Origin of the sequence: Thioclava sp. IC9, assembly GCF_002213225.1 — a bacterium.
GTDB lineage: Bacteria > Pseudomonadota > Alphaproteobacteria > Rhodobacterales > Rhodobacteraceae > Thioclava > Thioclava nitratireducens.
Genome location: NZ_NBNX01000004.1, coordinates 188,020 through 212,012, shown reverse-complemented (window position 1 = coordinate 212,012; position 23,993 = coordinate 188,020). Strand labels below are relative to the sequence as shown.

Sequence of the window (23,993 nt, the reverse complement as noted above, 5' to 3'; positions counted from 1 at the left end):
CCACAAGAGCCCCCTTCCCCTGTCCGCAAACAAAGGAGACAGCCGAAGTGAAAAAGAACGTGCTCATCATCGGAGCGGGCGGCGTCGCCCAGGTCGTGGCGCATAAATGCGCGCAGAACAACGACATCTTGGGCGATCTGCACATCGCCTCGCGCACCAAATCGAAATGCGATGCGATCATCGAAAGCGTGCATGAGAAAGGCGCGATGAAGGTCGAGGGCACGTTTGAGGCGCATGCGGTGGATGCGACCGATTCCGAGGCCGTCGCCGAGCTTATCCGCAAGACCGGGTCCCAGATCGTGATCAACGTCGGCACCGCCTTCGTGAACATGCACGTCCTCGATGGCTGCATCGCCACCGGCGCCGCCTATATCGACACCGCGATTCATGAAGAGCCCGACAAGATCTGCGAAACCCCGCCTTGGTATGCCAATTACGAATGGAAGAAGCGCGACCTGTGCGCCGAACATGGCGTGACTGCGATCCTCGGCGCGGGCTTCGATCCGGGCGTGGTGAACGCCTATGCGCGTTTCGCCGTCGACCAGATGGACGAGGTGAAGTCGATCGACATCGTCGACATCAACGCGGGCTCGCACGGCAAGTATTTCGCGACCAATTTCGATCCGGAGATCAACTTCCGCGAATTCACCGGGGTCGTCTATTACTGGGAAGACCAGCAGTGGAAAGAGACGAGCATGTTCGCCTCGGGCCACGAATGGGATCTGCCCGTCGTAGGCCCCTCGCAGGCCTATCAGTCGGGCCATGACGAGGTGCACTCGCTCGCCACCAACTATCCGCAGGCCGACGTTCGCTTCTGGATGGGCTTCGGCGATCACTACATCAACGTCTTCACCGTGCTGAAGAACCTCGGCCTGTTGTCGGAACAGCCGGTGAAAACCGCCGAGGGTCTGGAAGTCGTGCCGCTGAAAGTGGTGAAGGCCGTGCTACCCGACCCGTCGAGCCTCGCGCCGAACTACACCGGCAAGACCTGCATCGGCGATCTGGTGAAAGGCACGAAGGACGGCAAGGACGTGGAGTATTTCGTCTATAACGTCGCCGATCACAAAGAAGCCTACGAAGAGGTCGGCTCGCAGGGCATCTCCTATACGGCAGGTGTGCCGCCGGTTGCCGCCGCAATCCTGATCGCGCAGGGCGACTGGGATGCGAAGACGATGAAGAACGTCGAAGAGATGGACCCCAAACCCTTCTTCACCGAGCTCGACCGCATGGGCCTTCCGACCCGCGTGATGGTCGGCGGCCTCAAGGGCGAGGACAAATCCTGGACCGAGGTTTGAGCGGTCGCAGCAGAAACACGAAAGGCCCGCATAGCGCGGGCCTTTTTCATGTCTGATTGGCGATCCCGGCAGGATTCGAACCTGCAACCTGCCCCTTAGGAGGGGGCTGCTCTATCCAGTTGAGCCACGGGACCGCACAGCGCCTTTGATGCCGCCAAAGAGCTTGTGGCGCAAGTCCATCGCGGTGGTGCTGCGAAAAACCGCAGCCGCTACGCCGCGCATCTAGTGCGGTCGTGAATTCGGGAACTGGTTGGGAAGAAAGAAAAGGGAGCGCAAATTGGCCCACTGCGCCCCCTTTCGCGTCCCTCGCCCTGACGAATCCGACAGTGGCGCGGGTCTGTCCAGGTATCGAGCGGAGATTATCCGACCCTATAACCGTTAACGCTAACATACTGGTCATCATTCGCTTGCGCAAGGGAAATGTTTGGCGCTAACAAGAGGTGAACCTTGAGGAACTGCCCTTGTCCCGCCCTATCGAAACCCGCCGCCCCTTGACCCTGCGCGATGTCTCCGAAGCCTCCGGCGTCTCCGAGATGACCGTGAGCCGCGTGCTGCGCAATCGCGGCGATGTCTCTGATGCGACACGCGAAAAGGTCCTGCAAGCCGCGAAGGCGCTTGGCTACGTGCCCAACAAGATCGCCGGCGCGCTCGCATCGCAGCGGGTGAACCTCGTGGCCGTGATCATCCCGTCGCTGTCGAACCTCGTCTTCCCGAAAGTCCTGTCGAGCGTATCCGACGAGCTTGAGGATACCGGGCTGCAGCCGGTCGTGGGCGTGACGAATTACTCGCCCGAGAAGGAAGAGCAGGTTCTCTATGAGATGCTCTCGTGGCGCCCCTCGGGGGTGATCATCGCGGGGGTCGAACACACGCCCGCCTCTCGCGCGATGCTGCAGAACGCGGGCATTCCGGTGGTCGAGATCATGGATGTCGATGGTGAGGGGATCGACTCGGTCGTCGGTATCTCGCATCGCCGCGCCGGGCTGCACATGGCCGAGGCGATCATCGCCGCGGGCTATCGCAAGATCGGCTTTCTTGGCACGAAAATGCCCGAGGATCACCGGGCGCGCAAACGGCTCGAAGGGTTCAAGGAAGGGCTCGCCAAGGCAGGGATCGAACTGGCCGATACCGAGTTCTACGGCGGGGGATCGGCACTCGCGAAGGGCCGCGAGATGACGGAGACGATGCTCAAGCGCTCGCCCGATCTCGATTTCCTTTATTACTCGAACGACATGATCGGCGCCGGCGGTCTGCTTTGGTGCCTCGACAATGGGATCGACGTGCCCGGCAAGATGGGTCTCGCGGGGTTCAACGGGCTCGAACTGCTCGACGGTCTGTCGGTGCGGCTCGCCACGATGAATGCCTGCCGGGCCGAGATCGGGCGCAAGGCGGCGCAGATCATTTCGGGTCGCTCGCAAAGCGGGATGATCGGCGGCGAGGTGATCGAGCTGGAGCCGACCCTCGATCCCGGCGACACGATCCGTAAAGTCTGATCAGTCGAGGCGGCAGCATCCGGTCAGCGCGCGACGACCTGCGGATGTCTTCAGGAAGAGATCGAGCCCGATCGCGTAAAGCGCATCGCTCATGCCATCGGAACACGTGCCGCCCTTGAACACCACGAAGCCGTCCGTGCCTTTTCCCGACAGTTTCATCCCCACCGTCTCAGCCTTTCCGTTTTGCGGAGCCCCTGACCATTCGACATCGAGGTTTTGCGCAGCCTCCCCCGCCATCTCGAACCGAAAGAGCCCCGGCGCGTAGCGCAGCGACCAGAACGGCTCCGTCCCGGAACAGGCGAGCGGCACCTGTTCGGTCCACCACGGCGGCATCGGAACGTCCTTGAGAAATCGCGCCGCAGCCCACCCCGTGCGTCCATCGACATTCAACCTCAGCCATTTTTCGTCCGCGGATGCGCCCGTTATCTCGATGCCTGTCGCTCCGGGGGACAATGTGCCTAGGACGGGCGCCGATGCGGTCGGCTCCGCCCGGAGATTGAGAACATCGTCGGCAGCGACGCCGGTGACCGCCGCGTAGTGGGGAAAGTCCTCTGCCAGAACGGATTCGGCAGAACTCATCGCAAGGGCCAGACCGAGGCCAATCGTTCGGATGGTATTCGCGGCCATAACAGCGCTCCTTTTCGAAACGAGCCTGCCTGAAAAGGCACTAACGCCGCGCCCCCCAGCTGATCGAGGCGTATTGACGCGTGTAGAATTCGCCCAGAAGGCCGATCATCAGGATCGCTAGCCCGACATAGAGCGGATATTCCCAGTTCGAGAAATGCGGATTGTAATTGATGAAGGTGAAGCCGCGCGCCTGATCGATCGTGTGGAACAGCGGGTTCCAGTTGAACAGGATCAGCATCTTGTGCGGCAGATTGTTCGCGAGAAACATCTTGCCCGAGGCGATCATGTTGGCACGGGTGTAGACCTGCTGGATCACGCCCACCACTTCGGGTGCCCAGGGCTTCGCCGCCAACAGCACAACCCCGACCGCGAGCCCCGTGAACCACGCCAGCAGCACCATCCCGAAGGCACCGACCCAATCGTAAATCTCGATCGGCTTGAAGGCCGCATGGTAGATGTAGAGCACCGTCACCATCGACAGCACCTGGATGTAGAGCGCGCTCAGCGCCGCCGCGGAGATCGAGACCGCGGTGGTCATCGGCGCGTGTTTCATCATCGCCGAGGTCGGCCCCTCAGATCCGAAGACCGCGCCCAGGGTCTTGGTATGGGTCATGTAGAGGAAAATGCCGGTCATGATGTAGAGCAGGAAATCGCCGCGCACCGAGCTGGACCGCATCCCCAATATGCTGAACATGACGTAGAAAGAAATAACCAGCATCATCGTCTGGACCATGTTCAGCAGCAGGCCGATCAACGCATTGCCGTGGGTCTTGCGCAGATTGCGCACGGTCGCATGGTAGATCAACTCCAGCAGGCTGAAGGTCGTCCCGAGCTTGGTCGCTTTCGTCTCCGGTCTGAACATGTTCCTGCCGATTCGGGCGCGTTGCGGCCCAAGCTAGGTCGGATTGCTTGCTCAACCCTTGTCGCCGCATCATAAGGGGGGAGTTGGAGCATAGCAATTGGGCCTTAACAAGGCCGGGAGAGGCGTGACGATGGATTTCGAACATCTGATGCGAGTGATGCGGCGACTGGCGCTCGAGGCAGGCGACAAGATCATGGAGATCTACGACTCGCCGGATTTCGAGGTGAAGTCGAAGTCGGACAACTCGCCGGTGACCGAAGCCGACGAGGCCGCCGACGCGCTGATCTCCGCCGGGCTGCGCGCCGAATTTCCCGACGTGCCGCTCGTCACTGAGGAGCAGGCCGCGAGCCATTCGCAGGAGGTGTCGACCTTCCTCATCGTCGATCCGCTCGATGGCACGAAGGAATTCGTGAAGCGCCGCGGCGATTTCACCGTCAACATCGCCTATGTCGAGAATGGCAAACCGGTGCGTGGCGTGGTCTATGCGCCCGCCAAGGGACGGCTGTTCTACACACTGGCCGAGGGCCGCGCGGTCGAAGAAGACGGCCCCTTCGACAAGGAGCGCCCCGGCAAGCAGCAGCCGATCACGGTTTCGATGCCCGACAATCGCGGTCTGATGGTGGTTGCGTCGAAATCGCATCGCGATCAGGCGACCGACGAATACATCGGCAAATACGCGGTGAAGGATATGGCCTCGGCCGGGTCGTCGCTGAAATTCTGCCTTGTCGCGACGGGCGAGGCAGACCTCTATCCACGTCTGGGCCGCACGATGGAATGGGACACGGCGGCAGGTGACGCGGTTCTGCGCGGCGCGGGCGGCGAGATGATCCGCTTCGAAGATCACGCGCCCTTCACCTATGGCAAGCCTGGCTTCGAGAACCCGTTCTTCATCGCCTACGCTCCCGGCGTTCTGCTGGTGAAGTGATGTCTGTCCTCATCGTCATTCCGGCGCGCTACGCGTCGAGCCGTTATCCCGGCAAGCCGCTGGTCGAACTGACCGGCGCCACGGGCGAGAAAAAGACCCTGATCCAGCGTAGCTGGGAGGCGGCGACGCAGGTCGGCGGCGTCGACCGGGTCGTGGTGGCCACCGATGACGCCCGTATCCGCGACGCCTGCCAGGCCTTCGGCGCGGAGGTGGTGATGACCTCGGAGAGCTGCCGCAACGGGACCGAGCGCTGCGCCGAAGCTGCCGCAACGCTTGGCGGTGACTACGATATCGTGGTGAACCTGCAAGGCGACGCGCCGCTGACTCCCGCCTGGTTCATCGAAGACCTCGTGACGGGGTTGCGCGCCAATGACTGGGCCGAACTCGCGACCCCGGTGCTGCGCTGCGAGGGCGCAATGCTGAAAAGCCTGCTGGAAGATCGCCAGAACGGGCGGGTGGGCGGCACCACGGCGGTGTTCGGCGCAGGCAATCGCGGGCTCTATTTCTCGAAAGAGGTCATTCCTTTCACCTCCGAGAGTTACGCGGACGAAGCCCCGACGCCGGTGTTCCACCATGTGGGCGTCTATGCTTACCGACCGGACACGCTGGCGGCCTATGCAGGCTGGCCGATCGGGCCTCTGGAGACGCTCGAAGGGCTGGAGCAATTGCGTTTCCTAGAGAACGGGCGTGCAGTGCTCTGCACAGAGGTCGAGGCGCGCGGACGGCAATTCTGGGAACTCAACAATCCATCAGACGTGGCCCGGATAGAATCCATGATGCAGCAGATGCAGCTCCCCTGACTGCGGCGATTTATCGCCGAACACGCGTAAACCGCGAATTTTCACGGCGTTGAACGAAACAATTTTCGCGTTTGCAGCATTTCTTCCTTTTGGAGTGCTCAACGCGAAAACCGGTCCCTTGTTGGATTGAGGCTTTGGGGACACAATAAACCAACTTCTGACGATTTGATCGTAGCAACCCTATAGGTGACGAATGAAAAGCAAGGTGACGAAGGCGATCTTCCCGGTGGCCGGCCTCGGAACCCGCTTCCTGCCCGCGACGAAGTCGATCCCGAAAGAGATCCTCACGCTGGTGGACCGCCCGCTTATCCAATACGCCATCGACGAGGCGCGCGCGGCCGGTATCGAGGAATTCATCTTCGTCACCTCGCGCGGCAAATCTGCGCTCGAGGATTACTTCGACAACGCCCCCGAGCTCGAAAGCGCGCTCTCGCAGAAGGGCAAGACCGAGATTCTCGACGAGTTGAAGAAGACCAACATGGATAGCGGCGCGATTGCCTATGTCCGCCAGAACCAGCCGCTGGGTCTGGGCCATGCGGTCTGGTGCGCGCGCCGTCTGGTGCATGACGAAGCCTTCGCCGTGATCCTGACCGACGACGTCATCGCCGCCGACAAGCCCTGTCTGCAGCAGATGATGGAAGCCTATAACGAGACCGGCGGGAACTATGTCGCGGCGATGGAAGTCCCCGCCGACAAGACCGCCTCCTACGGTGTTCTGGATGTGGGCCCGGGCGACGGTCCGCGCCTGCCCGTCAATGGCATGGTCGAGAAGCCCAAGCCCGAAGATGCGCCCTCGAACCTCGCGGTGATCGGTCGTTACATCCTGACCCCGCGGATCATGTGGAACCTCGATGCGCGCAAGGCGGGAGCCGGTGGAGAGATTCAGCTGACCGACGCCATCGCGCAGGAAATCCACGGCGGCAACTCGGTCTACGCCTATCGCTTCGACGGCCAACGTTACGATTGCGGATCGAAAGCGGGCTTCCTGCAGGCAACGGTGGCCTTCGGCCTCCAGCGCCCGGATCTGAAGGACGAGTTCGGCGAGTATCTCTCCGATCTCTCCGCGATGCGGCAGGCTGCCGAGTAAGCGATGAAGCATGTGTTGGTGACGGGCGGTGCGGGCTATATCGGCTCGCACGCCTGCAAGGCGCTGGCCGCGGCGGGCTACGTCCCGGTCTGTTTCGACAATTTCTCGACCGGCTGGAAAGAAGCGGTGAAATTCGGCCCCCTCGAGGAGGGCGATCTGGCTGATCGTGCCCGGCTCGACGAAGTGTTCGCCAAGTATCAGCCCATCGCTGTAATGCATTTCGCGGCGCTCAGCCTCGTCGGCGAGTCGATGAAAGATTCGGCGAAATATTGGCGCACCAACGTGAATTGCGCGCTGAACCTGATCGAGGCGGCCGTCGATGCAGACTGCCGCAACTTCGTCTTCTCCTCGACCTGTGCGACCTACGGCGATCAGGACGGGGTGGTGCTGGATGAGAACACAGAACAGCGCCCGATCAACGCCTATGGCGGATCGAAACGCGCCATCGAAGACATGCTGCGCGATTTCGGCGCGAGCCACGGGATGAACTCCGTGATCTTTCGCTATTTCAACGTGGCGGGCGCCGATCCCGACGCAGAAGTCGGCGAGCAGCACATCCCCGAGACGCATCTGATCCCGCTGATGCTCGACGCGATCGCGGGCAAACGCCCGGCGCTGACCGTGTTCGGCTCGGATTACGCGACGCGCGACGGCACCTGCATCCGCGATTACGTGCATGTCTCCGATCTGGTCGATGCGCATGTGCTGGGTCTGAAATGGCTCGAGGATGGCAAACCCTCGCGGGTCTTCTGCCTCGGCTCTGGCAACGGGTTCTCGGTGCGCGAAGTGATCGACGCCTCGCGCGCGGTAACCAATCGCGATGTTCCGATCGTCGAGGGGGACCGTCGACCGGGCGATGCGGCGTCGCTTGTGTCGGGCTCGAAACGGGCGACCGAGGAGCTTGGCTGGCAGCCGAAGCGGTCCGACCTGTCCACCATGATTTCCGATGCATGGCGTTGGCATCAGGCGAAAGAGTATGAATACTGACCCCGAGGCAGGGTCAGGAGTATGGATGCCATCGCGCCATGAGCTTTGGGAGAGCTACAGGCTGCGCCTCAAGCGCAAGCACTTCCTGTGGCGCGCCCTGCGCAAGCGACATCAGCTCGACAGCGTCACCAACCGCACCGGCAAGATAAAGCCCGGTGCGATCCTCGCCTTCGCGGTGATGCGCAACGAGGCGCGGCGGCTGCCCTTTTTCCTCAAGCATTACCGCAAGCTGGGCGTCGATCACTTCCTGATCGTCGATAATGGCAGCACGGATGACACCGCTGCGCTGCTGGCGGAAGCGCGCGACGTCTCGCTGTGGCAGACGGTGGGCAGCTATCGGGCCTCGCGTTTCGGGCTCGATTGGGTGACATGGCTGATGCTGCGCTACGGGCACGATCGCTGGTGCCTGACCGTCGATGCCGATGAGCTGCTGATCTACCCCTATCACGACAGCCGCCCCCTGCCCGCGCTGACCGACTGGCTCGACCGGTCCGAGCAGCGCTGTTTCCCAGCAATGATGCTCGACCTCTACCCGAAGGGGCCGCTGGGCGCGCAGCGCTATGAGGCGGGGCAGGACCCGCGCAAGCTCCTGAGCTGGTTCGATGCCGGGAATTACATGATGACCCGGCAGGACCGGACCGACGCGCTGTGGATTCAGGGCGGACCCCGGGCACGGGCGTTTTTTGCCCACAACCCCCGGCAAGCGCCGACCCTGTCGAAAATCCCGTTGGTGCGGTGGCATCGCCGGTGGGCCTATCTGAACTCGACCCATGCGCTGCTGCCCCGCCACCTGAACCAGACCTACGACACGGAGGGCGGCGAGGCCATCTCGGGGCTGCTGCTGCACACCAAGTTTCTCGACGAGATCGTGGACAAGTCGAAGGAGGAGAAATCGCGCGGCGAGCATTTCGGCCAGCCCGCGGAATTCGACCAGTATTACGACGCGCTGGCCGCCGATCCGGAATTCTGGACGCCGCATTCGACGCGGCTCGGCGACTGGCGACAACTGGAGGCGCAGGGGCTGATGTCGCGCGGCGGGTGGATGTAAATTTGTTGACTTGGGGGCAACAATACTGACGTGAGCGCGGAGCGCGGGCTTCTCAGTTGCAAGCAAACCGGGTAAGTATCGGAAGATATTGATAACCCGTTAAAAACTTGCCGATTTGAACCGGGCGACCTTTAACGATTTGAAAACTACGATACGAGCATCACGGGACCGAAGCGGCACGAAATGACCGCGACGTCGAAGAGGGACGGATATTGGGACTGAGAGAAATCGCCAGACTGCGCCGCAAGCGCAGAATTCGGCAGATTCGGGCTTTCCGGAAAAGCCGCGAACTCTCTCTCTATTCCGATCGCACCGGCGACATCCACCCCGAGGATATCCTCGTCTTCGTCACCGCCCGCAACGAACGCATCCGCCTGCCCTATTTCCTGCGCTATTACCGCGAGATGGGGGTCGGCCACTTCCTGTTTGTCGACAATGGCAGCGACGACGGCAGCGCCGAGTATCTAGCGCAGCAGGAGGATTGCTCGGTCTGGCGCACGGAGGCGTCTTACAAGGCGTCGAATTTCGGCATCGACTGGATGAACTGGCTGCTGCGCAAATACGGCACCGGGCATTGGACGCTGACGCTCGATCCGGACGAGTTCTTCGTCTACCCGTTCTGCGACACGCGGCCCATTCAGGCGCTGACCGACTGGCTCGACACCTATGGCATCCGGTCTTTCCCGGCGATGCTGCTCGATATGTATCCGAAAGGGCCGATCGACGCGCAGCCCTATCGCGAGGGGCAGAACCCGTTCGATCTGGCCTGCTGGTTCGATGCGGGCAATTACATGATCTCGCAGAACTCCGAGACCAATAATCTGTGGATCCAAGGCGGACCGCGGGCACGCATCTTTTTTCCCGACGCGCCGAAGAAAGCCCCCTCGCTCAACAAGGTACCGCTCGTCAAATGGGAGCGCGGGAATGTCTATATCTCCTCGACCCATGCGCTGCTGCCGCGCGGCCTCAACCAGGTCTACGACACGATCGGCGGAGAGATGGTCTCGGGATGCCTGCTGCACGCGAAGTTCCTCTCGCCGCTGACCGACAAGGTCGAGGAAGAGTTGGAGCGCAAACAGCATTACGCGGGTTCACGCGAATACCACGCCTATGCCCGCACGATCTCAAAAGAGCCCGATTTGTGGTGCAAATGGTCGGAGAAATATATCAACTGGCGCCAGCTCGAAATCCTCGGGCTGATGTCGAAGGGCAATTGGGCGTGAGGAAACAAGTCGCGTGACAGTCGGATTCATCATGATGTGCCACACCGCGCTCGACCGGGCCGCGCAGGTCGCGCGGTTCTGGTCGGAGGGCGGATCGCCCGTGGTGATCCATGTCGATGCCCGCGTCACCGCGCATGACTATAACGGCTTCAAGAAGATGCTCGCCGATCTGGAGAATGTCTCCTTCTCGCGGCGCTACAAATGCGAGTGGGGCACGTGGTCGCTGGTCGCAGCCAGCCAAGCTGCGGCCGAACAGATGCTGGCACTGCATGCCGACGTGCGCCACGTCTATCTGGCGTCGGGCTCCTGCCTGCCGCTGCGCCCGCTGCACGAGCTGACCGACTATCTCGACGCGCGGCCCTATACCGATTTCATCGAGAGTGTGACCACCACGGAAGTCGGCTGGACGGTTGGCGGGATCGACATCGAACGCTTCACGCTGCGCTTCCCCTTCTCGTGGAAAAAACAGCGGCGGATGTTCGACCGCTATGTCGAGTTCCAGCGCCGCGTAGGCTTCAAGCGACGCATTCCCGACGGGCTGGTGCCGCACTTGGGCAGCCAGTGGTGGTGCCTGACGCGCCAGACCCTGTCGGCCATTCTGGAAGACCCGGATCGCGCGCTTTACGACCGCTATTTCAAGCGCGTCTGGATCCCCGATGAGAGCTATTTCCAGACCCTCGCAAGGCTCTATTCCACCTCGATCGAGAGCCGCTCGCTGACGCTGACCAAGTTCGATTTTCAGGGAAAGCCGCACATCTTCTACGACGATCACCTGCAGCTTCTGCGGCGGTCGGACTGTTTCGTGGCGCGGAAAATCTGGCCCAAAGCGGACAAGCTATATCGGACCTTCCTCGACAAAAGCCCCGGGCGGTCCGTCATGGCAGAGCCGAACCCGGCCAAGATCGACCGGCTGTTTTCCAAGTCGATCGAGCGGCGCACACGCGGGCGGCCCGGCCTCTATATGCAGAGCCGTTTTCCCAGAAAGGACCACGAGAACGGCAAGACCTCGGCACCCTATTCGATCTTCCACGGCTTCTCGGATCTCTTCGAGAATTTCGACGGTTGGCTCGCGAAATACGTGGGTGCCCGGGTTCACGGTCATCTCTTCGCCCCCGAACGCGCAGAGTTCGCGGGTGGCGAGCGGATGTTCAACGGTTGCCTGACCGACGACGCGGCGCTGCGCGATTACAACCCGCGTGCCTTCCTGACGAACTTGATCTGGAACTCGCGCGGGGAACGGCAATGCTACATGTTCTCGCCGCGCGACAATCAGGCGAATAACTGGTTCACCGCGACCGATCCGAATGCGCAAATCTCGGTCATCACCGGGGCCTGGGCCCTGCCGCTGTCGCGCCGCAACGAGAATTTCACGACGATCCGGCGCGAGGCCGCGATGCTGCAAAAGCGCGAGCTGGAGCATCTGGATATTCTCCGCTCGATGTATGTGAAGGCGCGGGTGCGGATCTGGACCGTCGCGGATTTCATCGAGAACCCGATGGAGCCCCTGCAGACCATCATCGACGAGATCAGCCCCCGCGCCACGCGCCGCCTGACCGAAGCGCCGCAGATGGTCGATCTGTCGGGGTTCAACCAATTCCTGCAAAATCTCAAGAACCAAGGGATGCAGCCACTCGTGATGGGGGATTTCCCGCTCGAGCAAAGCGGGCAGCGCGACGCCGTCCGCCGGGGCCGCCCCTATCTGGTGAAATAACCCATGCCCAAGTTTGAGAGTTTCGTCGTCTTCGCCGAGATGCGCACCGGCTCCAACCTCGTGGAAGCCGCGCTGAACGATCTGGACGGCGTGACGTGCCATGGTGAGGCGTTCAACCCGGCGCTGATCGGGTACCCGAACCGCAAGGAGCTGGTGGGAGTCACCAAGGCGCAGCGCGACGACAATCCTCTGGTGCTGTGGAATGCGATCAAGTCTCAGGTTGGGCTGAACGGCTGCCGCTATTTCCACGATCATGACCCGCGGATGCTGGCGGTCTTCGTGAACGATCCGAAATGCGCGAAGATCGTGCTGACCCGTAACCCGATCGAAAGCTATGTCAGCCTGATGATCGCGCGCGCGACGGGCCAATGGAAGCTGGGCGATGCGAAACACCGCAAGGCCACGAAAGCGCGCTTCGATGCGGAGGAATTCGAGGCGCATCTTGAAGGGCTGCAGGATTTTCAGGTGACGTTACTGAACGCTCTGCAACGCTCGGGACAGACAGCCTTCTATATCGATTATGAAGATGCACAGTCCGTCGAAGTGCTTAACGGTCTGGCGAATTGGCTGGGCGTCTCGGGGCGGCTGAAACAGTTGCCCGAGAACCTCAAGGTGCAGAACCCGGAGCCGCTGGAGGCAAAGGTCGCAAATTTCCCGGGGATGGAGGCGTCGCTGGCGCGACTCGACCGGTTCAACCTGTCGAAGACCCCGAATTTCGAGCCCCGGCGCGGTCCCGGCGTGCCCGGTTTCATCGCGAGCGAGGCGGGGCTGCTTTATATGCCGCTCCGGCCCGCGATGGATGCGCCGATCCGCGACTGGCTGGCCGCGACCGGCGATCTGGTCGAAGGGTTCAGCCAGAAAACCCTGCGCCAGTGGAAACGCCGCCATCCCGGCCATCGCAGCTTCACCGTGCTACGCCATCCCCTGATGCGCGCGCATCTGGCGTTCAACGCGGTGCTGAACTGGGACACTATGGACGAGACGCGCGCCGTTCTGCGCCAAAGCTACAAGCTGCCAATCCCGAAGGAAGGGCAGAGCATCGCGCAAGACGACTACGCCGAGGCGCTGATCGCTTTCTTGGGCTGGCTCAAATCCAATCTCGCGAACCAGACGAGCCTTCCGGTGAACACGCTCTGGGCCACGCAATCCGCGGCGCTTCAGGGCATCGGCCAGTTCGCGCTTCCCGACCTGCTGGTGCGCGAAGAACGGATGGCCGAGGACTTCGCTTATCTCGCCAGCATGGCCGGGGTGGAGGCGCCTACGCTCGCGCCCGGAGAGACCGACACCGCGGCGATCAAGCTCGCTGATATCTGGACGCCCGATCTAGAGGCCGCCGCGCGCGAGACCTATACGCGCGACATGATGCAGTTCGGCTTCGGAAACTGGCGAGACTGATCTTGGGCCATGAAAAAAGCGCGCCGGGAGGACCGACGCGCTTTTTGATTTTCATTCGAGAGCGGTTCAGGCCGCCTGACGGCTTTGCGCTTCCGTCAGCACTGCGTGCAGCGTAGAGGGATCGGTATTCGCCCGCAGCTTCTCGCAGGTTTCCGGATCGCGCATCGTGCGCGACACGAGGGCCAGCGCCTTGAGATGCTCGACGCCGGAATCCTTCGGCGCGAACAGCGCGAAAACCAGATCGACCGGCAGCCGGTCCACCGCGTCGAAATCGAGCGGCTTTTCCAGACGCAAGAAGACACCCACGACCTCGCTCAGCCCGTCGAGCCGCGCATGCGGAAGCGCAACACCATGGCCGACGCCGGTCGGTCCGAGGCTCTCACGCTCCTGCAGCGCATCGACGGTTTCCGAGGCGTCGATCTTGTAGCACGCCGCCGCGATGTCACCGAGATCCTGAAACAGGCGTTTCTTGCTCGTGACATTCGACAGCACTTTGACCGCGCCAGGCACGAGAAGTTTAGATAGGTCCATGAACTCGTCTACTCCGCGCCCGTTCCGGGCCGCTCATTTGCTGTTGCGCGGGTCGATCCAGCCGACATTGCCGTCTTCACGCCGATGAACGACGTTGACCCCGCCATGTTTCTCGTTGCGGAAGACGAGTAGCGACGCGTCGGACAGCTCCATCTGCATGACCGCTTCACCGACCGAGAGCGTGGGAACCTTGGTTTCCATCTCGGCTACGATCATCGGAGCGCCTTCGCGCGTCTCGCCGGTATCGTCATCCTCTTCCGAGGCGAGCACATATAGACCTGCAGCTTCGAATTCAACTGGTTCGGCACGGTCGCGGTGATGATCTTTCAATCTGCGTTTGTGGCGCCGCAGTTGCTTGTCCATCTTTTCGCGGGCCGCATCGAAGGCCGCGTAGATTTCGGTGGCATGCCCCTTGGCCGAGGCGGTCAGCCCGGTCGACAGGTGCACCGTCGCTTCGCAGATATATTCATGCGCATCGCGCGAGAAGGTGATCTGCGCGTCGGTGGGACGCTGCATGTATTTCTCGGCGACTTCGCCCAGCTCCGACTTGACGTGAGATTGCAGGGCCTCTCCGACATCGATTTGTTTGCCGGTGATTTGGTAACGCATGGATTTCCTCCTTCACGCATTGGGCCAGTGACCCCAGCCTTGGGGCTGAGGTGTTTCGGGCCGGTTAATCTCTTGAAAAGTCGCGTCGAGTCTGAATTCGCCCGGGCCCTCTTTCGGGGACCTTTCGCGCGCCGGACCCCTCTCGGGGGCCGCAAGCGCGCCCGGGGAGTGGGGGCGAACATCACGCATCTCCTATGTATTTGGGGATGGATCGCAGGGGGTGTCAACGGGTGACCCTCGCTGCGGTGCAAAACTGCCGAGGGTCGGAGTCGCTTGGGCGATCCGTAGAGCATGCTCAGAGGATGCGGAAATGCTGCCCGAGATAGACGCGGCGCACGTTTTCGTCCTGCACAACCTCTTCTGCGGTGCCTGACATCAGCACCGTCCCGTCATGCAGGATGTAGGCCCGATCCACGATCTCGAGCGTTTCGCGGACGTTGTGATCCGTGATCAAAACCCCGATACCGCGATCCTTGAGCTGACCGACGAGGGCGCGAATCTCCGACACCGCGATCGGATCGACGCCCGCGAAAGGCTCGTCGAGCAACAGATATTTCGGATCGGCGGCCAGACAGCGCGCGATTTCGCAGCGACGGCGTTCACCGCCCGACAGCGCCAGCGCGGGCGCGTGGCGCAGGTGGCCGATCGAGAAATCGCCCAGCAACTCCTCCAGACGTTCCCGCCGCGTGTGCGGGTCCGGCACGGCGACCTCGAGAACCGCCATGATGTTCTCTTCGACCGAAAGCCCGCGGAAAATCGAGGCTTCCTGCGGCAGATAGCCGATCCCGAGCCGCGCGCGGCGATACATCGGCAGGCCCGTCACATCGCGTCCGTCGATGAGCACCTCGCCCGCATCGGGACGGATCAGCCCGGCGATATTGTAAAAACAGGTGGTTTTCCCGGAACCGTTGGGCCCCAAAAGCGCCACGACCTCGCCGCGCGACAGATCGAGCGAGACATCGCGAATCACGGGGCGGCGCTTGTAGCTCTTGCGCAGCCCGCGGATCTGCAAACCGCCGTGACCCGCGACCGGGGCCAACCCGGCGTCGCTCTTGGCGGCATCCTCGACCATCACTTGCTCCCGGCGGGCTTCAGAAGCGTGCGGACACGTCCATCCATCGTGCCCGTGCCGGTGCTCAGATCGACATTGAGCTTGTTGCCCGACATCACGTTGTTGCCTTGGGTCAGAAGAACCTTGCCCGTCATCACGACGGTGCCCGCCTTCACGTCGTACACGGCTTCCTCTGCCTCGGCGGCTTCGGTGGGCGAGACCAGCGTGACACCGCCGGTCGCATGCAGCTTCGTGATCTCGGAGCGTTTGTCGCTGGCGTAGAACACCTCAAGCTCGGCCGCTTTCATATGCATATCGCCTTGGGTGACTTCCACATTGCCGAAGAACACCGCCTGGCCGCTTTGCTGATCGACGTTGAGCGAGTCGGCCGTGACCTCTACCGGGGCGGTCTTGTCGGCGCGCAGACCGCCGAAATTGACGCTTTGCGCCATCACGAGAACCGGGAACGAAACCACCATCGCGCAGGCGGTGAAAAAACGCGCTCGAAACATCCACACCCTCATTGTTGCGGCTGATATACCAGCTTCACACCCTGTTTGAAAACAAGATCGTGACCGCTGCCATCCGCCGTCGGGACGATCTGCATATAGCCCGCATCGAGCGTTCCGAAAGGGGATGTCCCGTGAATCGGGCCGGGCGAGGTCAGAACGCTGCTATCGGTCTGAAGTTCAATTTTCTCGGAATTCACCCGATAGCCGTCGGAGGTCTGCATCGCGACCTTCCCGGTCAGGTCGATACGGTTCGAATTGGGCTGAAACAGACCCTCATTCGCGCTCAGATCAGTCACGTGGCCATCGGGTGCGGTCAGCTTTGCCGCGACCTGATCGGCACTCGCGCCCTGGTCCTGCGCGGGCTGCGTGCGCGCCATCGCCGCGGTCACCGAAAGCGTCGCGCCGGTATCGGTTACGCCGGAATATTCGGGCCGGGTGACCGCATTTTCGCGCGCGAGTTTCTCGACATCGACCTTGGCATAAGGGATCGCGGCGCTCGGATCGATCCGACGCGAAACGAGGAAGATCGTCGACAACAGCGCCAGCGCGAGCAGCGGTAGGACGATCTTCGCCCAGTTCACCAGTCGCGTATGGCTATTGTCGTACATCATCAGACGATCCCGGCCCTCAGGCAGTCGTGGATCTGCAGGAAGCCCACGGGCTTTTCGTCTTCGACGACGAAAAGCGCGGTGATCTTGCGTTCGTTCATCTGCGCCACGGCAGCCTCGGCCAGTTGTCCCGGCGCGATGGTGCGCGGATTGGCGGTCATCACTTCCGAGACCTTATGCTCCAGCAGCCCCTGCATATGGCGCCGCAAATCGCCATCGGTGACGATCCCGGTCAGACGGCCCGCCTCATCGGTGACGCCGACGACGCCGAAGCCCTTCTGGCTCATCATCAACAGCGCATCGGGCATCGGCGTGTCTTCCGCGACAAGCGGCATATCGCGATGCATCAGGTCCGAGACTTTCGACAGCCGCGCGCCCAGCTTGCCGCCGGGATGGAACGTGCGGAAATGCTCGGCGGTGAATTCGCGGTGCTCCATCAGGGCCACGGCCAGCGCATCGCCCAGCGCGAGCGTCATCGTCGTCGAGGTCGTGGGCACCACGCCCGTCCCGCAGGCTTCCTCGGCCTTGGGCAGCACCAGCGCGAGATCCGATTGCCGCAACAGGGTCGAGTCCGGGCGGCTCGCCACTCCGATCAGCGGAATGCGGAAACGCCGCGTATGGGCGATCAGATCGGCCAGTTCCGGCGTCTCGCCGGAATTGGACAGCACCAGCGCCAGATCGTGCCGGGTGACCATGCCCAGATCGCCGTGGCTCGCCTCCGCCGGATGCACGAAATGCGCCGGTGTCCCGGTCGAGGCCAGCGTCGCCGCGATCTTGCGCCCGATATGGCCCGATTTCCCCATGCCGGAAACGATCACGCGCCCCTCGGTCTTGAGGATCATCGACACCGCGCGCGAAAACTCGCCATCGAGGCTCGCCGCCAAGGCTTCGAGCCCGGCGACCTCGATGCCGATCACGCGGCGGGCGATGTCGGAATAATCAGTGGTGGAAGATGTCATTGGGTTCATCCCAGCCCAGCAGATCGAGCTTCGCACGCGTCGGCAGGAAATCAAAACAGGCCTGCGCCAGCCCGATCCGGTTCTCGCGCTCCAGCCGCTTGACCAGTTCAGCCTTGATCTGGTGCAGGTAAAGCACGTCCGAAGCCGCATATTCCATTTGCGCGTCGGTCAGCTCCGCCGCGCCCCAGTCCGAGCTTTGCTGCTGCTTGGAAATGTCGACGCCGACAAGCTCCTGCACCAGCACCTTGAGCCCGTGGCGATCGGTGAAGGTCCGCACCATCTTCGAGGCGATCTTGGTGCAGAAGACCGGCTTCGTCTCAACCCCGAATGCGTTGTAGAGGGCCGCCACATCGAAGCGCGCGAAGTGGAACAGCTTCTCCACCGACGGATCGGCCAGCATGCGGCACAGGTTCGGCGCTTCGGTCTGACCTTGGGCGATCTTCACCAGATGCGCGTCGCCATCGCCCGCCGAAAGCTGCACGAGGCAGAGCCGGTCGCGGCGCGGGTCAAGGCCCATCGTTTCGGAGTCGATGGCCACGACGGGACCGAGATCGAGCCCGTCGGGAAGGTCGTTTTGATGCAGGTGGATTGCCACGGCGTGTCCTCTTTAACGTCTTGCCGGGCATATAAGCCTTTTGCCGCGTTCTTGCCAACGCGAGATGGCGAAAGGCAGCCGAGGTATGGCGCTTACTTCGCCGATCAGCTCTCGCGTGACGGCATGGCGCCGCTCGACTCGTCGGGGTCTTCCAGCGGCTTCCAGGTAATCACGCGGTAGATGTAGAGCAGGACGAGGATCACGATCACGCCGGTCGAGACCGGGTTCACCCAGCTTGCGACTTCGCTGTACTGCTTTCCGAGCAGATAGCCCGCAACGGTCAGCAATGCCGTCCAGAGCGCGCTGCCCACCGTGGTGTAGGCGAGGAACGGCAGGAAGGGCATCCGCGCCATGCCAGCCGGCACCGAGATCAGCGTGCGCGCGCCGGGCAGCATCCGCCCGAAGAACACCGCTGCCCAGCCGTGCTTGTCGAACCATTTCTTGGTCCGGGTAATGTCGCGGGGGGTGATGCCGATCCAGCGACCGTGGCGGCTCGAGAGGTGACACAGACGCTTGATCCCGATCTTCAGACCAATCCAGTACCAGAGAAGCGCCCCGATGACCGAGCCGATCGTCCCCGCGACGATCAAACCGATCAGCGAGAATTTCCCTTGCGCCGCCATGTACCCCGCGAGCGGCATGATCAGCTCCGACGGGATCGGAGGAAACACGTTTTCCAGCAACATCAGCCCCGCGATGCCGAAATAGCCGAAGGACGCGATAACGCCCGTAATCCAGTTGAACATGTTGTCTCCTTTGGCGACGAAAACCGGAACGGCGCGTCTTGGTCGGGTGGGTTAAACTGAGGTATCTGTCCGCTTCATTCAGCGGCCTCGTGCGGAGCCTTTGTTTGGCGCCCGTCGCCGCGTTGTTTCAGGCGTAGCTGCCCCAACTCGGCGCCGCGCCCCCGGCGTTTGCCGTCTTCGCCGGTCAGGTAGGCGCGGGCTTCCTGCTCCAGCATCTCCTCCAGCCGCGACGCCAGTTCCCGACGCTTGCGAAAACTGCGCAGCTGCTCGGTCGACAGGCTCTGCGGCAAGAAGCGTTGATGCTCCCCGGCGTTATAAACGTCGAGAGAGAGGCGTCCGGCGACGAGGATATTGTCGCGACTGCTTTCCGCCAGAACGGTGAATACCACGGTTTCCATCTCTTTCGCGTCGTCAGGCAGGCTGGAGAATTCCAGTGCGACATCCACGAGATCTGAAATCCGGCCCAGATCCCGGTACTCCGCAGTGTTCAACGGGCCCTTGATCGACTCGTCGGGTTGGGAATCCCCGAAAGGAGCGAAGCCGCCGGAGTCGCTGGCGATCGAGTGATAGGTTTTCCCGTCGACCACGAGATCGGCGAGAAGCGCTTTCACGAAGATTGGCTCGGCACCCATATTGCCAAGCATCAGATGCCCGCGTTCATGGCCGCCCGCGACCCGGGTGAGCAGCAGTTTCGAGCGCCGTTCACGCCGAAAATTCTGCAGTAGAAGTTGCAGGTAGACCAGCCAGACGAACGCGGTGACGATCTGCACCGCGATGCTTACAACCTGATTATGGTCGACAAGCCACTCCATCTTCATCCTTCTGCATCGGTCGCACGTAGTGTTCTATCGGCAACGCGGCAGAGGGGCGTCCGGGTCCGGAAACCTGAAGAAATGAGGAGCGCAGGACCAGTTTTGCCTCGTCAGTCGGCAAGAACCAGCAGATCACGGCTCGCTACGCTGACCTCGGCTTCGGTGCCGACCTTGGGCGGCGGGTTGCCGGGGCGGTTGAACGTGTCGAGCGCGATGAGCTGCCCTTCCACTTCCATTTTTACCCGCAGGATCGAGCCGAGGAAATGCGTCCCGACGATCCGCCCGGTGAACACCGTGTCATTGCCCTCGCGGCGGCCCAAGGCCAGAACCTCGGGCCGTGCGGCCAGCGTCACCGGAGTCCCCTGCCCCATGGTGACCGGTTCGGAGAGGATCACCTCGGTATCGCCGACCCGCAATGCGCCCCGCGCGGGATCGGCCACCACGGCTTCCAGCGCGTTCAGCGTGCCCACGAATTGCGCGACGAAACGGGTCTTCGGCTGATTGTAAATTTCGAAAGGCGCACCGATCTGCTCGGCGACGCCACCATTCATCACCACCACGCGATCCGAGATCGACAGCGCCTCTTCCTGATCGTGGGTGACGAAGATCGTCGTGATGCCCAGACGTCGCTGAATGTCGCGGATTTCCTCACGCAGGCTCACGCGGATCTTGGCATCGAGCGCGGAGAGCGGCTCGTCCAGCAGCAGCACGCGCGGCTGAATCGCGAGCGCCCGTGCGAGCGCCACACGCTGCTGTTGTCCGCCCGACAGCTGGAACGGGTAGCGATTGCCCAGATCGGGCAGGCCGATCAGCGACAGCATCTCGGCGACACGTGCCTTGATCTCAGCGCGCGGACGTTTTGCCACGCGCAGCCCGAAGCCCACGTTCTGCGCGACTGTCAGGTTGGGAAACAGCGCGTAGGCCTGGAACACCATACCGATATTGCGCTGGTTCGCCCCCATATGCGTCACGTCCTGCCCGCCGATGCGGATCGCACCGCCCGAGGGGGACTCGAAGCCTGCCACCATCCGCAGCACCGTCGTCTTGCCGCAGCCCGACGGGCCAAGGAGCGAGATGAATTCGCCCTCTTCGATGGAGAGGTTGAAATCCTTCACAACGCGGTTCGCGCCGAAGGATTTTTCCAGATGTTCGATCTCGAGAGAGGCCATGGGTTACCGCTTTGCGTTCGTATGTTTGGAAAACCGGGTGACGAGTTGAATGAGCCCCATGCAGATCCAGGTGATCGAGAAGGCGATCACCGCAAGCGCGGCGGGCTCGTAAGCCTTGTTCGCGCCGGTCAGCTGCATGTAGGGGCCGAAGGCCGGCCGGTTGAGGAGCGAGGCGAGGACGAACTCGCCGATGACGATGGCGAAGGTGATGAAGGCGCCCGAGAGCACCGCGACCAGCACGTTCGGCAGGATGACGCGGGCGAGGATCGTGCTCCATCCCGCGCCGAGGCTTTGTGCCGCCTCGGTCAGCGTACCGACATCGATGGTGCGCAGGCCGGTATCGACGGCGCGATACATGTAGGGCAGCGAGAGCGTGGCATAGCCCAGCATCAGCAGGACATTGGTGCCCGTCGTCGTGCCGGTCAGCGGCAGGATCGACGACGTGTTATAGAGCCGGATATAGCCGAAAACGATCACGATCGGCGGGATCACCAGCGGTAGCAGAGTGATAAACTCCACCACCGGGCGCCAATGCGGCAGGCGCAACCGCACCCAATAGGCGGTCGGCACCACGATCAGCGCCCCCACGAGGATCGTGAAGATCGCCATCACGACGGAGTAGCTGAAGGTCTCGCGGAATTGCGGATCGGCCAGCACCGAGCGGTAAGCGTCGAGCGAATACACCCCGCGCCGCGCCCGCAGCGAGAATTCCAGCGTACCGAGCAGCGGCAGGGCGAAATAGAGCGCCCCGAACGCCAGCGCGAGCCATGACCAGAGTTTCTTGGATTTCATCGCATCCACCTTTCCGAGCGTACGCGCAGCCAGACATAGGCGAGGTTGGCTAGGCCGGTGATGACGATCATCCCGAAGGCCAGCGCGTAGCCCAGATGCGGGTCCTGCAGCACATCGCCACGGATTTGCGCGTAAAGCATGATCGGCACGATCGACATCGACGAACCGGTGAGCGCATAGGCCGTCGCCACCGCACCGAAGCTATTGGCGAACAGCAGCGCCAGCGTACCCAGCAGCGAGGGCCAGAGGATCGGCAGCGCGACGATGCGCCAATACTGGAAGCCGGTCGCGCCGAGAATGCTCGCCGCCTCTTTCCATTCGCGCTTCAGACCGTCCAGCGCAGGGGTGATGATCAGCACCATCAGCGGGATTTGGAAGAACAGATAGGTGATCGTCAGACCGAAGAAGCTGAGCAGGTTGAAGCCGTGGGTGTAGATGTTGAAGCCGAACCACGACTTCAGCAGCACGGTCACGAGCCCCAGACGTCCCAGCGTCGCGAGAAAGGCGAAGGCCAGCGGCACGCCCGCGAAGTTCGAGGCCACGCCCGAGAAGGTCATCACCGGACCGCGCAGCCATTTCGGCAGGCCGCCCAGCGTGACGGCCGCAGCGAGCGCGAACCCGATCAGGCAGCCTACAAGCGCAGTGGCGAGGCTGATCCTGATAGAAATCCAATAGCTCGCGAGGATCGTCGGTTGAAACAGGTTCACGAGGTTCGACAGCGTGAAACCCCCGTCACTCGTCCGGAACGCGCCCACCACGATATACATCGTCGGGGCGATCAGGAACAAAAGCGCGAAGAGCGTGAAGGGAACCATCCCCACCCAAGTCAGCGGCAGCTTGCGGCTTTGCATCGGGCCTCGCCTTACAGAAATTCCAATAAAGTCGCCCCGCGCGATCAAGCGCGGGGCGTTTTCTTATGCCGGTTCGGTTACTGGACGTTCGCGCCGACGACGCTGTCCCAGCCGCCGGTCACGACTTCCTTGTTCGCAGCCTGCGCGTCGAGCGACGGGAAGATCGCCTTGGCATAGCCTTCCGCCGGAGGCATCGCGTCGAGCATCTTCTGCGGAACCTTGCCGTTGGCCGACAGGTCGTTGAAGCGGATCGGGTGGCAATAGCCTTCCAGCCAGCCGAGCTGACCTTCGTCCGAATAGAGGTATTCCATCCAGAGCTTGGCTGCGTTCGGGTGCGGCGCGTAGGCCGAGATCGCCTGAACGTAGACACCGGCGACCACGCCCGATTTCGGCACGACGACGTCGACCGGCGGGTTGCCGTTCAGCGTGTCGCGACCGGCCAGAGCGTTATAGTCCCACTCGATGACGATCGGGGTCGCGCCCTGTGCGAGCGTCCCGGTCTTGCCGATGACGGGCACGAAGTTGCCGTTCTTGTTCATCTCGGCGAAGTACTTCAGGCCAGCTTCACCCGAGGCTTTGCCCGGCTCGCCGCCTGCTGCGACGCCCGCGGCCAGAACGCCGAGGATCGCCTGGTTCGAGGCGCGCGGATCGCCCGCCAGAGCCACCGAGTTCGCGTATTCCGGCTTGAGCAGATCCGACCAGTCCTGCGGCACGTTGTCGACGATGTCCTTGTTCACCGCGAACGACAGCACACCGTAATAATCACCGTACCAGTAGCCTTCGGAATCCTTGGCGCTGTCCGGGATCGTGTCCCAGGTCGAGACCTTGTAGGGCTGGATCAGACCTTCGTCCTTGGCCGCCGGGCCGAAGGAAAGACCGACGTCGATCACGTCGGGCGCCTGCGGACCCTTGTTGTCCTTGTTGGCGCGGATCGCCTCGAGTTCGTCGGCCGAGCCCGCATCGGGGTTCAGCTCGTTCACGGTGATCCCGGGGTACTTCTTCTTGAAGCCGTCGATCACGCCCGAGTAGTTGCACCACGAATGCGGCAGCGCGATCGTGGTCAGGCTGCCTTCTTCCTTAGCGGCGGCGTAGAGGTCATCCATGCTGTCGGCGAAGCTGGTGCCGGTGCTGGCAGCGAGGGCCATCGCGCTGGCTGCCGCAAGATAACGGAACTTGAAGGTCATATTCAGGTCTCTCCCCGTTGATGGAGGGCGGTGCCGCATCATGCGGTCCTGTCCCCCGAGCTATGTCTTTCGACGATTGTGCCGTCCGGTTGGCTCCGGCATCGGCGTCCCTTTATGCGGGTCT

Annotated in this window: 25 protein-coding genes and 1 tRNA gene; 10 read left to right on the top strand and 16 right to left on the bottom strand. The window is 62.3% G+C overall.

Going from position 1 to position 23,993, the window contains the following annotated elements; genetic code table 11:
• Positions 1-47: 47 nt before the first annotated feature.
• Positions 48-1,295, top strand: a complete 1,248-nt coding sequence (locus B6V76_RS12380) for a saccharopine dehydrogenase family protein (protein ID WP_088727572.1) — start codon at positions 48-50, stop codon at positions 1,293-1,295.
• Between the two features lie 57 nt (positions 1,296-1,352).
• Here B6V76_RS12380 and B6V76_RS12375 read toward each other — a convergent pair.
• A tRNA-Arg gene (locus B6V76_RS12375) sits at positions 1,353-1,429 on the bottom strand.
• Between the two features lie 327 nt (positions 1,430-1,756).
• Here B6V76_RS12375 and B6V76_RS12370 point away from each other — a divergent pair.
• The gene (locus tag B6V76_RS12370) at positions 1,757-2,785 is read left to right on the top strand and encodes a LacI family DNA-binding transcriptional regulator (protein ID WP_088725257.1); all 1,029 of its coding nucleotides are present in this window, start codon (positions 1,757-1,759) and stop codon (positions 2,783-2,785) included.
• On the opposite strand, the gene B6V76_RS12365 is transcribed toward B6V76_RS12370, so the two are convergent.
• Together B6V76_RS12365 and B6V76_RS12360 are read right to left on the bottom strand one after the other, a co-directional pair.
• Positions 2,786-3,412 carry an SH3 domain-containing protein gene (locus B6V76_RS12365; RefSeq protein ID WP_088727571.1) on the bottom strand — a complete coding sequence of 209 codons (627 nt, stop codon included), beginning with the start codon at positions 3,410-3,412 and terminating at the stop codon, positions 2,786-2,788.
• A 40-nt stretch (positions 3,413-3,452) separates the two neighbouring features.
• Positions 3,453-4,274, bottom strand: a complete 822-nt coding sequence (locus B6V76_RS12360; protein WP_075775195.1) for an ABC transporter permease — start codon at positions 4,272-4,274, stop codon at positions 3,453-3,455.
• Positions 4,275-4,404: 130 nt separating this feature from the next.
• Between B6V76_RS12360 and cysQ the strand changes: the two genes are divergently transcribed.
• From cysQ to B6V76_RS12320, 8 genes are all read left to right on the top strand, one after another.
• The gene (gene cysQ / locus B6V76_RS12355) at positions 4,405-5,199 is read left to right on the top strand and encodes a 3'(2'),5'-bisphosphate nucleotidase CysQ (protein ID WP_075775194.1); all 795 of its coding nucleotides are present in this window, start codon (positions 4,405-4,407) and stop codon (positions 5,197-5,199) included.
• Entirely contained in the window at positions 5,199-5,999 is an 801-nt protein-coding gene (locus B6V76_RS12350; protein WP_088727570.1) for a manno-octulosonate cytidylyltransferase, read from the top strand. Before cysQ ends, B6V76_RS12350 begins: the two co-directional genes overlap by 1 nt.
• Positions 6,000-6,192: 193 nt before the next feature.
• Positions 6,193-7,086 carry a UTP--glucose-1-phosphate uridylyltransferase GalU gene (galU, locus tag B6V76_RS12345; RefSeq protein WP_075775192.1) on the top strand — a complete coding sequence of 298 codons (894 nt, stop codon included), beginning with the start codon at positions 6,193-6,195 and terminating at the stop codon, positions 7,084-7,086.
• 3 nt (positions 7,087-7,089) lie between these two features.
• The gene (gene galE / locus B6V76_RS12340; RefSeq protein WP_088727569.1) at positions 7,090-8,073 is read left to right on the top strand and encodes a UDP-glucose 4-epimerase GalE; all 984 of its coding nucleotides are present in this window, start codon (positions 7,090-7,092) and stop codon (positions 8,071-8,073) included.
• A 25-nt stretch (positions 8,074-8,098) separates the two neighbouring features.
• Positions 8,099-9,121, top strand: a complete 1,023-nt coding sequence (locus B6V76_RS12335) for a glycosyltransferase family 2 protein (protein WP_088727568.1) — start codon at positions 8,099-8,101, stop codon at positions 9,119-9,121.
• Between the two features lie 212 nt (positions 9,122-9,333).
• Entirely contained in the window at positions 9,334-10,344 is a 1,011-nt protein-coding gene (locus B6V76_RS12330; protein ID WP_088727567.1) for a glycosyltransferase family 2 protein, read from the top strand.
• A gap of 13 nt (positions 10,345-10,357) precedes the next feature.
• Positions 10,358-12,055: a beta-1,6-N-acetylglucosaminyltransferase gene (locus B6V76_RS12325; protein ID WP_075775188.1), complete on the top strand. Its 1,698-nt coding sequence runs from the start codon at positions 10,358-10,360 to the stop codon at positions 12,053-12,055.
• A 3-nt stretch (positions 12,056-12,058) separates the two neighbouring features.
• Positions 12,059-13,450, top strand: a complete 1,392-nt coding sequence (locus tag B6V76_RS12320) for a nodulation protein NodH (protein ID WP_088727566.1) — start codon at positions 12,059-12,061, stop codon at positions 13,448-13,450.
• A gap of 66 nt (positions 13,451-13,516) precedes the next feature.
• Here the strand turns inward: B6V76_RS12320 and B6V76_RS12315 are convergent, their stop codons facing one another.
• The 13 genes from B6V76_RS12315 to B6V76_RS12255 all read right to left on the bottom strand — a co-directional run bounded on the left by B6V76_RS12315 (position 13,517) and on the right by B6V76_RS12255 (position 23,869).
• Entirely contained in the window at positions 13,517-13,981 is a 465-nt protein-coding gene (locus B6V76_RS12315) for a PTS sugar transporter subunit IIA (protein ID WP_075775186.1), read from the bottom strand.
• A 33-nt stretch (positions 13,982-14,014) separates the two neighbouring features.
• A complete protein-coding gene (gene raiA / locus B6V76_RS12310; protein WP_075775185.1) occupies positions 14,015-14,590 on the bottom strand; it encodes a ribosome-associated translation inhibitor RaiA in 576 nt (191 codons plus the stop codon).
• 295 nt (positions 14,591-14,885) lie between these two features.
• Positions 14,886-15,662, bottom strand: a complete 777-nt coding sequence (lptB, locus tag B6V76_RS12305) for an LPS export ABC transporter ATP-binding protein (protein WP_075775184.1) — start codon at positions 15,660-15,662, stop codon at positions 14,886-14,888.
• Positions 15,662-16,153 (bottom strand): lipopolysaccharide transport periplasmic protein LptA, encoded by a 492-nt coding sequence (lptA, locus tag B6V76_RS12300; protein ID WP_240497855.1) that lies wholly within the window; start codon positions 16,151-16,153, stop codon positions 15,662-15,664. Before lptA ends, lptB begins: the two co-directional genes overlap by 1 nt.
• Before the next feature lie 8 nt (positions 16,154-16,161).
• Positions 16,162-16,764, bottom strand: a complete 603-nt coding sequence (gene lptC, locus B6V76_RS12295; RefSeq protein ID WP_141104918.1) for an LPS export ABC transporter periplasmic protein LptC — start codon at positions 16,762-16,764, stop codon at positions 16,162-16,164.
• Positions 16,764-17,720: a KpsF/GutQ family sugar-phosphate isomerase gene (locus B6V76_RS12290; RefSeq protein ID WP_088727565.1), complete on the bottom strand. Its 957-nt coding sequence runs from the start codon at positions 17,718-17,720 to the stop codon at positions 16,764-16,766. The genes lptC and B6V76_RS12290 overlap by 1 nt, the downstream gene beginning before the upstream one ends.
• Positions 17,701-18,315, bottom strand: coding sequence for a ribonuclease D (locus B6V76_RS12285; RefSeq protein ID WP_075775180.1), 615 nt, complete (start codon positions 18,313-18,315; stop codon positions 17,701-17,703). Before B6V76_RS12285 ends, B6V76_RS12290 begins: the two co-directional genes overlap by 20 nt.
• 104 nt (positions 18,316-18,419) lie before the next feature.
• Positions 18,420-19,061, bottom strand: a complete 642-nt coding sequence (locus B6V76_RS12280; RefSeq protein WP_075775179.1) for a DedA family protein — start codon at positions 19,059-19,061, stop codon at positions 18,420-18,422.
• 74 nt (positions 19,062-19,135) lie between these two features.
• Complete coding sequence (locus tag B6V76_RS12275; protein ID WP_141104917.1) at positions 19,136-19,831, bottom strand: hypothetical protein; 696 nt, start codon at positions 19,829-19,831, stop codon at positions 19,136-19,138.
• A gap of 152 nt (positions 19,832-19,983) precedes the next feature.
• Positions 19,984-21,042: an ABC transporter ATP-binding protein gene (locus B6V76_RS12270; RefSeq protein ID WP_088727564.1), complete on the bottom strand. Its 1,059-nt coding sequence runs from the start codon at positions 21,040-21,042 to the stop codon at positions 19,984-19,986.
• A gap of 3 nt (positions 21,043-21,045) precedes the next feature.
• A complete protein-coding gene (locus B6V76_RS12265; RefSeq protein WP_075775176.1) occupies positions 21,046-21,834 on the bottom strand; it encodes an ABC transporter permease in 789 nt (262 codons plus the stop codon).
• The gene (locus B6V76_RS12260) at positions 21,831-22,685 is read right to left on the bottom strand and encodes an ABC transporter permease subunit (protein ID WP_075775175.1); all 855 of its coding nucleotides are present in this window, start codon (positions 22,683-22,685) and stop codon (positions 21,831-21,833) included. The genes B6V76_RS12265 and B6V76_RS12260 overlap by 4 nt, the downstream gene beginning before the upstream one ends.
• Positions 22,686-22,762: 77 nt before the next feature.
• Positions 22,763-23,869 carry an ABC transporter substrate-binding protein gene (locus B6V76_RS12255; RefSeq protein ID WP_075775174.1) on the bottom strand — a complete coding sequence of 369 codons (1,107 nt, stop codon included), beginning with the start codon at positions 23,867-23,869 and terminating at the stop codon, positions 22,763-22,765.
• Positions 23,870-23,993: the final 124 nt, after the last annotated feature.

Coding starts and splice junctions, on each gene's coding strand:
- B6V76_RS12360 (WP_075775195.1), bottom strand. CDS start 4,274: ATGTTCAGACCGGAGACGAAAGCGACCAAGCTCGGGACGACCTTCAGC.
- B6V76_RS12265 (WP_075775176.1), bottom strand. CDS start 21,834: ATGAAATCCAAGAAACTCTGGTCATGGCTCGCGCTGGCGTTCGGGGCG.
- B6V76_RS12365 (WP_088727571.1), bottom strand. CDS start 3,412: ATGGCCGCGAATACCATCCGAACGATTGGCCTCGGTCTGGCCCTTGCG.
- lptB (WP_075775184.1), bottom strand. CDS start 15,662: ATGGTCGAGGATGCCGCCAAGAGCGACGCCGGGTTGGCCCCGGTCGCG.
- lptA (WP_240497855.1), bottom strand. CDS start 16,153: ATGTTTCGAGCGCGTTTTTTCACCGCCTGCGCGATGGTGGTTTCGTTC.
- B6V76_RS12315 (WP_075775186.1), bottom strand. CDS start 13,981: ATGGACCTATCTAAACTTCTCGTGCCTGGCGCGGTCAAAGTGCTGTCG.
- B6V76_RS12270 (WP_088727564.1), bottom strand. CDS start 21,042: ATGGCCTCTCTCGAGATCGAACATCTGGAAAAATCCTTCGGCGCGAAC.
- B6V76_RS12280 (WP_075775179.1), bottom strand. CDS start 19,061: ATGTTCAACTGGATTACGGGCGTTATCGCGTCCTTCGGCTATTTCGGC.
- lptC (WP_141104918.1), bottom strand. CDS start 16,764: ATGATGTACGACAATAGCCATACGCGACTGGTGAACTGGGCGAAGATC.
- B6V76_RS12260 (WP_075775175.1), bottom strand. CDS start 22,685: ATGCAAAGCCGCAAGCTGCCGCTGACTTGGGTGGGGATGGTTCCCTTC.
- B6V76_RS12335 (WP_088727568.1), top strand. CDS start 8,099: ATGCCATCGCGCCATGAGCTTTGGGAGAGCTACAGGCTGCGCCTCAAG.
- raiA (WP_075775185.1), bottom strand. CDS start 14,590: ATGCGTTACCAAATCACCGGCAAACAAATCGATGTCGGAGAGGCCCTG.
- B6V76_RS12290 (WP_088727565.1), bottom strand. CDS start 17,720: ATGACATCTTCCACCACTGATTATTCCGACATCGCCCGCCGCGTGATC.
- galE (WP_088727569.1), top strand. CDS start 7,090: ATGAAGCATGTGTTGGTGACGGGCGGTGCGGGCTATATCGGCTCGCAC.
- B6V76_RS12255 (WP_075775174.1), bottom strand. CDS start 23,869: ATGACCTTCAAGTTCCGTTATCTTGCGGCAGCCAGCGCGATGGCCCTC.
- B6V76_RS12350 (WP_088727570.1), top strand. CDS start 5,199: ATGTCTGTCCTCATCGTCATTCCGGCGCGCTACGCGTCGAGCCGTTAT.
- B6V76_RS12320 (WP_088727566.1), top strand. CDS start 12,059: ATGCCCAAGTTTGAGAGTTTCGTCGTCTTCGCCGAGATGCGCACCGGC.
- cysQ (WP_075775194.1), top strand. CDS start 4,405: ATGGATTTCGAACATCTGATGCGAGTGATGCGGCGACTGGCGCTCGAG.
- galU (WP_075775192.1), top strand. CDS start 6,193: ATGAAAAGCAAGGTGACGAAGGCGATCTTCCCGGTGGCCGGCCTCGGA.